The following is a 7,105-nucleotide window of genomic DNA, read 5'->3' as shown; positions in this document are numbered from 1 at the left end:
TGCCGGTGGCCTTGATTTCGACCAGCACTTCACCGAATTTGGGGCCTTGCAGGTCCACGGTTTCGATGGTCAGAGGCTGGCCTGCTTTCCAGGCGACGGCGGCTTTGGTTTTCATGGAGGGATCTCTCGCTTACGGTCAATGGACATGTTCGGGTTTGGCATGCTGTGCTGCCACCGCCGCGAATGTAATGCCGCATAGCCCCACGCCACGTTACAAGCGCCCTGCCCGGCCCGACTTGGCCGCCCTGGTGCGCAAGTTGGCCGAAATGAACCGCTGCGTTCTACAGCTTGGCAATCGACACTTCGGTCGATTTGACCAGCGCCACCACTTCGCTGCCAACCTTCAGCTCCAGATCAACGACCGAGCGGGTGGTGATGACCGAGGTGACGATGCCCCAGGGGGTTTCGACATCGATTTCGGAGACGACATCGCCCTGGATGATTTCTTTGATCTTGCCGCGAAACTGGTTGCGGACGTTGATGGCTTGGATGGTCATGGAAATACTCCTTGGTGGTTAAAAAATCAAATAGCCCAGTTCAGGCCAAATATGGGGATCAAATCGCCTCCCCGCGCATGTTCTATATGCGCAGGTAGCTCCTTTTTCTGTAGCACCCGGTCAAGAATGCGTTTTTCGATGCGGGCGAACTCCGGGTCGCCATGCCAGCGTGGGCGGGCCAAGGCGATGTTTTCATCCAGCGCGATGCGGCCGTCTTCGATCAGGATCACCCTGTCCGCTAGGGCCACCGCCTCTTGCACGTCGTGGGTGACCAGCAGCGCGGTGAAGCGGTGCTTCTCCCATAGGCCTTCGATTAGGCGGTGCATCTCGATGCGGGTCAGCGCATCCAGCGCGCCCAGGGGTTCGTCCAGCAGCAACAGGCGCGGGTTGTGCACGAGAGCGCGGGCCAGGGCCACGCGCTGGCGCTGGCCGCCGGAGAGCTTGGCGGGCCAGTCCTGCTGGCGGTCGGCCAAGCCCACCTGGGCCAGCACTTTGTGGCCCAGCGCCCGGGCCGACTTGGGCAGGCCAATCAGCACGTTGTCGATGACCTTGCGCCAGGGCAGCAGGCGCGCATCCTGGAACATGATGCGGGTGCTTATATGGGCATTTCGGCGGATGCCGTCGATAGCGTCTGCGTCCAGTTGCAGGCTGCCGCTGCTGGCCGCCTCCAGCCCGGCCACCAGCCGCAGCAAGGTGCTTTTGCCGCAGCCGCTGCGCCCGACGATGGCAACAAACTGGCCGGGGGCTATGGTGAGCTGGGTGTTGTGCAGCACCGTGCGGTCCCCGTAGCGCTTGGTTAGCGATTGCAGTTGCAGGCGTACGCCGTTGGACGATGTGGAATCAGACATGGTTTCCCCTCAATGGGTCGAGGCTTGGTAGCCTGGATGCCAACGTAAAAAGTAGCGCTCTAAACCGCGTGCAAACACGTCTGCAAACTTGCCCAGCAAGGCGTAGAGCAGGATGCCGACCAGCACAATATCGGTCTGCAAAAACTCGCGGGCGTTCATCGTCAGGTAGCCGATACCGGCCTGGGCCGAGATGGTTTCGGCCACGATCAGAATCACCCACATCAGCCCCAGCGAGAAGCGCAGGCCCACCAGGATGCTGGACAGCGCGCCCGGCAAGATGATGTCGCGGTACAGCTGCCAGCGCGTCAGGCCGTAGCTGCGGCCCATCTCGATCAGGGCCGGGTCCACATTGCGGATGCCGTGGAAGGTGTTCAGATAGATCGGAAAAAACACCGACACCGAGATCAAAAACAGCTTGGCCGTCTCGTCAATGCCAAACCACAGAATCACCAGCGGAATCAGTGACAGCGCCGGGATGTTGCGCACCATTTGCAGGCTGGAATCGAGCAGGGTTTCGAAGAACTTCACCGAGCCGGTCAGCAGACCCAGCAGCAGGCCCAGCCCGCCGCCGATGGCCAGACCGGTCAGCGCGCGCCAGGCGCTCACGCCCACGTGCTTGGCCAGCTCGCCCGAGGCAGCCAGGGTCCATGCGGCCTTGAACACGTCCAGCGGCGCGGGCAGGATGCGCGTGGCCAACCAGCCGCTGCTGCTGGCGATTTGCCAGGCCACCACCAGCACGATGGGCAGCAGCCAGGGCAGCAAGCCCTGGCCTACGCTGGCGGCAAAGGCTTTGAAAGGTAAGGCCGTGGTGTGTGCCGCACGCCCAAGGCGGCTGGACGGCAGTGGATGGAGTTTGACGTTCATCGCATCGCCTCGGTTCAGCTCTGTGCGGCACGGGGGTGGTAGCTGTTACCCACCACCTCGCCAAATCCGCCTATCGTCCGCTGTGCCCGCCGGTCGTCCTGTGGGTCTTGCAGCTTTTCCTGCAGCCGTAGTGGCAGCAGCGGAAACACCAGTTCGGCAAAGCGGTAGGCCTCTTCCAGGTGCGGGTAGCCCGACAGCACAAAGGTGTCCAGCCCGATGTCGGCGTACTCCTGCATGCGGGCGGCCACGGTTTGCGGGTCGCCCACCAAGGCCGTGCCCGCACCACCGCGCACCAGGCCCACACCGGCCCACAGGTTGGGGCTGATTTCCAGGTCGGCCCGGGACCGTTTGCTGCCCCCGGCGTGCAGGGCGGCCATGCGGCGCTGGCCTTGCGAATCCATCTGGGCGAATGCCGCCTGGGCGCGGATCACGGTGTCGTCGTCCAGCTTGCTGATCAGGCTGTCGGCGGCGGCCCAGGCTTGCGCTTCGGTTTCGCGCACGATGACGTGCAGGCGGATGCCGAACTTCACCGTGCGGCCATGCTTGGCAGCGCGGGCCCGCACATCGGCCACCTTTTTAGCCACCTCGGCCGGCGGCTCGCCCCAGGTCAGATAGGTATCGACCTGCTCGGCCGCCAGGTCGTGCGCCGCGTCGGATGAGCCGCCAAAGTACACGGGCGGATACGGTTTTTGCACCGGCGGATAGAGCAGCTTGGCCCCGGTCACGCTGAGGTTTTCGCCTTCAAAGTCGAAGGTCTCGCCCTTGTGGCTGCGGGCCAGAATCTCGCGCCAGATGCGGATGAACTCGGCCGACTGCTGGTAGCGCTGGGCGTGCTCCAGGTAGACCCCGTCGCCTTCCAGCTCGGCCTGGTCGCCGCCGGTCACCAGGTTGATCATCAGCCGCCCGCCAGACAAGCGGTCGAACGTGGCGGCCATGCGGGCCGCCAGACTGGGCTGGTGCAGGCCGGGGCGCACGGCCACCAGAAACTTCAGCCGCTGGGTCACCGGCAACAGGCTGGCTGCCACCACCCAGGGGTCTTCACACGAGCGGCCGGTGGGCAGTAGCACGCCTTCGTAGCCCAGGCTGTCTGCGGCCTGCGCGACTTGCCTCAGGTAGTCGTAGTCGATTTCGCGCGCGCCCTGCGCCGTGCCGAGGTAACGGCTGTCGCCGTGGGTGGGGATGAACCAGAAAATTTGCATAGGAACCTCGCTGCTTAGACGCTTCCCGTTTTTAGGAGCGTCATATTTACTATATTTTTAATAGCTGCTTACGCATATGGAATAAGCGCTAGATGGCTTAAATACTCTTATTTCTCAAAGGGCCCGAGATGGCTCAGGCCACGCCCGCCTGGGCGGCTTCCAAAATGTTGATCTTCTTGGGCAGCAGCTTGAGCGCGTAGAAGGTGTCGGCAATCTGCTGCTGCTCGGCCAGGATGGCTTTGGTGATGGGCACGGTGCCGATGGCGCGGCGTTGCAGGGTTTGCTCGGCCACGCTGCGGTCCAACCCCAGGATGGCGGCGTACTCGGTTGCGGCAGCGGCGCGGTCGGTGCCAAACCAGGCGTCGATGGCCCCCACCTCTTCCACCGCAATGCGCAGGATGTCGGCGTTCTGGTCGGCAAAGCTGCGCGAGCTGAAGTAGTAACCCCGGTTGTTGACGACACCCCGGGCATCGGCCAGCAGGCGTGCGTCCAGCGTTTTTTGCGCGGCGGCGAAGAACGGGTCCCAGATCACCCAGGCATCCACCGCGCCCTGCGTAAAAGCAGCGCGGGCATCGGCGGGAGCCAGGTGCACGTGCTGCACATCGGTGTAGGCCAGGCCGTTTTTTTCCAGCAGCTTGGCCAGGAAGAACTGCACGTTCGAGCCCTTGTTGTAGGCCACTTTTTTACCTTTGAGATCCGCAATCTTCTGGACTGTTGAGCCTTTGGGCAGGATCACGGCCTCGCTGCTAACCAGGGGCACGGTAGCCGCTACATAGACCAGCGGCGCACCGGCGGCCTGGGCAAAGATGGGCGGGGCTTCGCCCACATCGCCGAAGTCGATGGCACCGACGTTGAGCGCTTCGAGCTGCACCGGCCCGGCGTTGAACTCGGTCCAGGTGACGCTGACGCCCAGTGGGGCCAGGCGCTTTTCCAGCGTGCCACGGGCTTTCAAAAAGCTTAGTACGCCTTTCTGGTTGCCGATGCGCAGGGTGCGTGGGGCCTGGGCGAAGGCGTTGAAAGCGGGCACGGCCAGCGCGGCGGTGGCCAGGATGTGGCGGCGGGAAATCAGGTGCGATACGGTCATAAAAAGTCCTTGGGGTGGTGCGTAGGCAAGGCTTCGCCCTGCCGCGCTTGCAGCCCTATCAAAAAAGCGGAAAAACCGGAAGGCGCGTTTAAACGCTACAGCGCACGTGCGAGAAATGGATAGGCGCGTTGGCCGCATGTTTGCCCCAGTCCTTGGACACCGGTAGCAGGCCCGCCGCACGCTGCAGGCGCTGGGCCAGGTCGTCGTCCAGCTGGTGGCCGTCAGGCAGCAACACCACTTGGCCGTCGGTGGCAAACACGCCCGGCAAGATGTGGTCGGCCCCCAGCGCTTGCAGCACCGGCCGCAGCGCGTAATCCAGCGCCAGCATGTGGTTGGGGCTGCCGCCGGTAGCCAGAGGCAGCACGGTTTTGCCCTTGAAAGCAGTCTGTGGCAGCAGATCCAAAAACAGCTTCAGCACGCCGCTGTAGGCCGCCTTGTAAATGGGCGTGGCCACCACGATAGCCTGCGCCCGCGCCACCTTGGCCACCGCCTGCGCAATGCTGGGGTGGCCCACATCGGCCAGCACCAAGGCCTGGGGTGACAGGTCGCGGATCAACACCCGCTCCACCTGTGCGCCACGCAATTCGAGGTGCAGCTGCACCGCATCGAGCAAGGCGGCGGAGCGCGAGCGCTCAGACGGGCTACCGGCAATCAGAAGAATGGACATGCGGGGCTCCTTACTTCTTGCTATAGATTTGGTCGAACACGCCGCCATCGGCGAAATGGGTTTTCTGCGCCTGGGTCCAGCCGCCGAAGAGTTCGTCGATAGTGAACAGGTTCACATGGCCAAACTGCTTGGCGTATTTGGCGGCGGCCGCCTTGTCGCGCGGGCGGTAGAAGTTCTTGCCCGCCAAGTCCTGGCCCACCGGGCTGTACAGGTACTGCAAATACGCCTCGGCCACCTTGCGGGTGCCGCGCTTGTCCACCACTTTGTCCACCACGCTCACTGGCGGCTCGGCCAGGATGGACAGGCTGGGGGTGACGATCTCGAACTTGTCTTTGCCAAACTCTTGCAGCGCCAGGTAGGCTTCGTTCTCCCAGGCAATCAGCACGTCGCCCTGGCCACGTTCGGTGAAGCTGGTGGTGGCACCACGGGCGCCAGAATCCAGCGTCACCGCGTTGCTGTACAGGGCTTTGACGAAGTCGCGGGCATGGGCTGCGTCGGCACCGTTTTTCTTCACGGCGTAACCCCAGGCGGCCAGGTAGTTCCAGCGCGCACCGCCCGAGGTCTTGGGATTGGGCGTGACGATGCCGATGCCGGGGCGTACCAGGTCAGACCAATCGGCTATTTTTTTGGGGTTGCCCTTGCGCACCAGGAACACGATGGTGCTGGTGTAGGGCGCGGCGTTATGCGGCAGGCGTTTTTGCCAGTCGGCAGGAATCAGCTTGCCGAAAAGGTGGAGCGCGTCCACGTCGTAGGCCAGGGCCAGGGTGACCACATCGGCCTCCAGCCCGTCAATCACCGAGCGCGCCTGCTTGCCCGAGCCGCCGTGCGACTGCTTGATGGTGACTTCTTGCTTATTCTTGGCCAACCAGTCTTTGGCAAAAGCAGCGTTGAAGTCTTTGTAGAACTCGCGGGTCGGGTCGTAAGACACGTTCAGCAAGCTGATGGGTGCGGGGGCCTGGGCGTGGGCAAAACCAGCCACAGAAAGGGCCGCAGTAAACAGGGCTTGGGAGAGAGTGCGGCGGGTCAGCATAGAGATTCAGAGTTCCAGAGTTGTGCGATGGGTTGGATTCTGGAAGCGCATCGTCAAAACTGGAACGAATGAATTATTGATTGTTTATTACTTAAATGTCTCAACCATCCATCCTGGCACGTACGTGCACCGCAAATATGACGCTGTCGGACATAGTTGGCAGGCAGTGCAACAGCGCCGCTGGCACTTTCATGTCGGTGCCAGGTCGCATCACCCTTGGCACCCAATGGCCCGTCCGGTTGCCATAAATTTACCCGCCGCATGGTAAAGTTCATTACGAATCAACAGCTTACGAAGCCCCTCCAACTTGACTAAACGCTTCCCAGCCTCTAACCTTCGCCCGATGCAAAAATGGCTAGCAATATTCTTTCTGGTGTGTGCAACGGCACACGCCGAGCCCAATCCCCCCGGCACCGATGACATGGACAAATTACTGGCCGAGCGCAGCCTGCTAAGCCACACCATTGGCCAGCTCGCGCAGGTACGCCAAAACGTCAGCAGCAAGGCCTCCGATCTGGTGGTCAACGCGATGGGTTTTCTGGGTGTGCCGTACAAACGAGGAGGCACCTCGGCCGAGACCGGCTTTGATTGCAGCGGCTTTGTCCGCGCCATGTACGAGCAAACCGTCGGCATGGTGCTGCCGCGCCGCGCCAACGAGCAAGCCGCCGCCACCGACCGCATCGACAAAAGCGAGTTGCGCCCCGGCGATCTGGTGTTCTTCAACACCATGAAGCGCGCCTTCAGCCATGTGGGCATCTACCTGGGCGACGGTAAATTCATCCACTCGCCCCGCACCGGCTCCGAGGTGCGCGTAGACGATATGCGCGCCGCCTACTGGCAACGCCGTTTCGACGGAGCACGCCGCGTCACGCCCAGCGCCGAAACCAATCCCTAAAAACATCGAAGACCCGCACCA

Annotated in this window: 8 protein-coding genes and 1 pseudogene; 1 reads left to right on the top strand and 8 read right to left on the bottom strand. The window is 62.6% G+C overall.

The window, feature by feature from the left end:
* The 8 genes and pseudogenes from AC0969_RS18345 to AC0969_RS18310 form a co-directional block, all read right to left on the bottom strand.
* Positions 1-115: pseudogene (locus AC0969_RS18345) on the bottom strand (S-(hydroxymethyl)glutathione dehydrogenase); the annotation flags it as partial.
* Positions 116-281: 166 nt separating this feature from the next.
* Positions 282-497 (bottom strand): TOBE domain-containing protein, encoded by a 216-nt coding sequence (locus AC0969_RS18340; RefSeq protein ID WP_479625592.1) that lies wholly within the window; start codon positions 495-497, stop codon positions 282-284.
* A 26-nt stretch (positions 498-523) separates the two neighbouring features.
* A complete protein-coding gene (locus AC0969_RS18335; protein WP_479625591.1) occupies positions 524-1,345 on the bottom strand; it encodes an ATP-binding cassette domain-containing protein in 822 nt (273 codons plus the stop codon).
* A gap of 9 nt (positions 1,346-1,354) precedes the next feature.
* A complete protein-coding gene (ssuC, locus tag AC0969_RS18330) occupies positions 1,355-2,209 on the bottom strand; it encodes an aliphatic sulfonate ABC transporter permease SsuC (RefSeq protein ID WP_479625590.1) in 855 nt (284 codons plus the stop codon).
* 14 nt (positions 2,210-2,223) lie between these two features.
* Positions 2,224-3,408, bottom strand: coding sequence for an FMNH2-dependent alkanesulfonate monooxygenase (gene ssuD, locus AC0969_RS18325; RefSeq protein WP_479625589.1), 1,185 nt, complete (start codon positions 3,406-3,408; stop codon positions 2,224-2,226).
* Between the two features lie 133 nt (positions 3,409-3,541).
* Positions 3,542-4,492, bottom strand: coding sequence for an aliphatic sulfonate ABC transporter substrate-binding protein (locus AC0969_RS18320; RefSeq protein ID WP_479625588.1), 951 nt, complete (start codon positions 4,490-4,492; stop codon positions 3,542-3,544).
* 88 nt (positions 4,493-4,580) lie between these two features.
* Positions 4,581-5,159, bottom strand: coding sequence for an NADPH-dependent FMN reductase (ssuE, locus tag AC0969_RS18315; RefSeq protein WP_479625587.1), 579 nt, complete (start codon positions 5,157-5,159; stop codon positions 4,581-4,583).
* Between the two features lie 10 nt (positions 5,160-5,169).
* Complete coding sequence (locus AC0969_RS18310) at positions 5,170-6,189, bottom strand: sulfate ABC transporter substrate-binding protein (protein ID WP_479625586.1); 1,020 nt, start codon at positions 6,187-6,189, stop codon at positions 5,170-5,172.
* 343 nt (positions 6,190-6,532) lie between these two features.
* On the opposite strand from AC0969_RS18310, the gene AC0969_RS18305 reads away from it, so the two are divergent.
* Positions 6,533-7,084, top strand: a complete 552-nt coding sequence (locus tag AC0969_RS18305; protein ID WP_479625585.1) for a C40 family peptidase — start codon at positions 6,533-6,535, stop codon at positions 7,082-7,084.
* Positions 7,085-7,105: the final 21 nt, after the last annotated feature.

This window comes from Rhodoferax sp. LB1P47, assembly GCF_056521445.1.
Note: the sequence above shows the minus strand (reverse complement) of the source record. Positions and strands in the feature narration are given on the sequence as shown.

Excerpts from the sequence above, each read along its gene's own strand:
- AC0969_RS18305 (WP_479625585.1), top strand. The coding sequence starts at position 6,533 with ATGCAAAAATGGCTAGCAATATTCTTTCTGGTGTGTGCAACGGCACAC.
- ssuE (WP_479625587.1), bottom strand. The coding sequence starts at position 5,159 with ATGTCCATTCTTCTGATTGCCGGTAGCCCGTCTGAGCGCTCGCGCTCC.
- AC0969_RS18310 (WP_479625586.1), bottom strand. The coding sequence starts at position 6,189 with ATGCTGACCCGCCGCACTCTCTCCCAAGCCCTGTTTACTGCGGCCCTT.
- AC0969_RS18335 (WP_479625591.1), bottom strand. The coding sequence starts at position 1,345 with ATGTCTGATTCCACATCGTCCAACGGCGTACGCCTGCAACTGCAATCG.
- AC0969_RS18340 (WP_479625592.1), bottom strand. The coding sequence starts at position 497 with ATGACCATCCAAGCCATCAACGTCCGCAACCAGTTTCGCGGCAAGATC.
- ssuC (WP_479625590.1), bottom strand. The coding sequence starts at position 2,209 with ATGAACGTCAAACTCCATCCACTGCCGTCCAGCCGCCTTGGGCGTGCG.
- AC0969_RS18320 (WP_479625588.1), bottom strand. The coding sequence starts at position 4,492 with ATGACCGTATCGCACCTGATTTCCCGCCGCCACATCCTGGCCACCGCC.
- ssuD (WP_479625589.1), bottom strand. The coding sequence starts at position 3,408 with ATGCAAATTTTCTGGTTCATCCCCACCCACGGCGACAGCCGTTACCTC.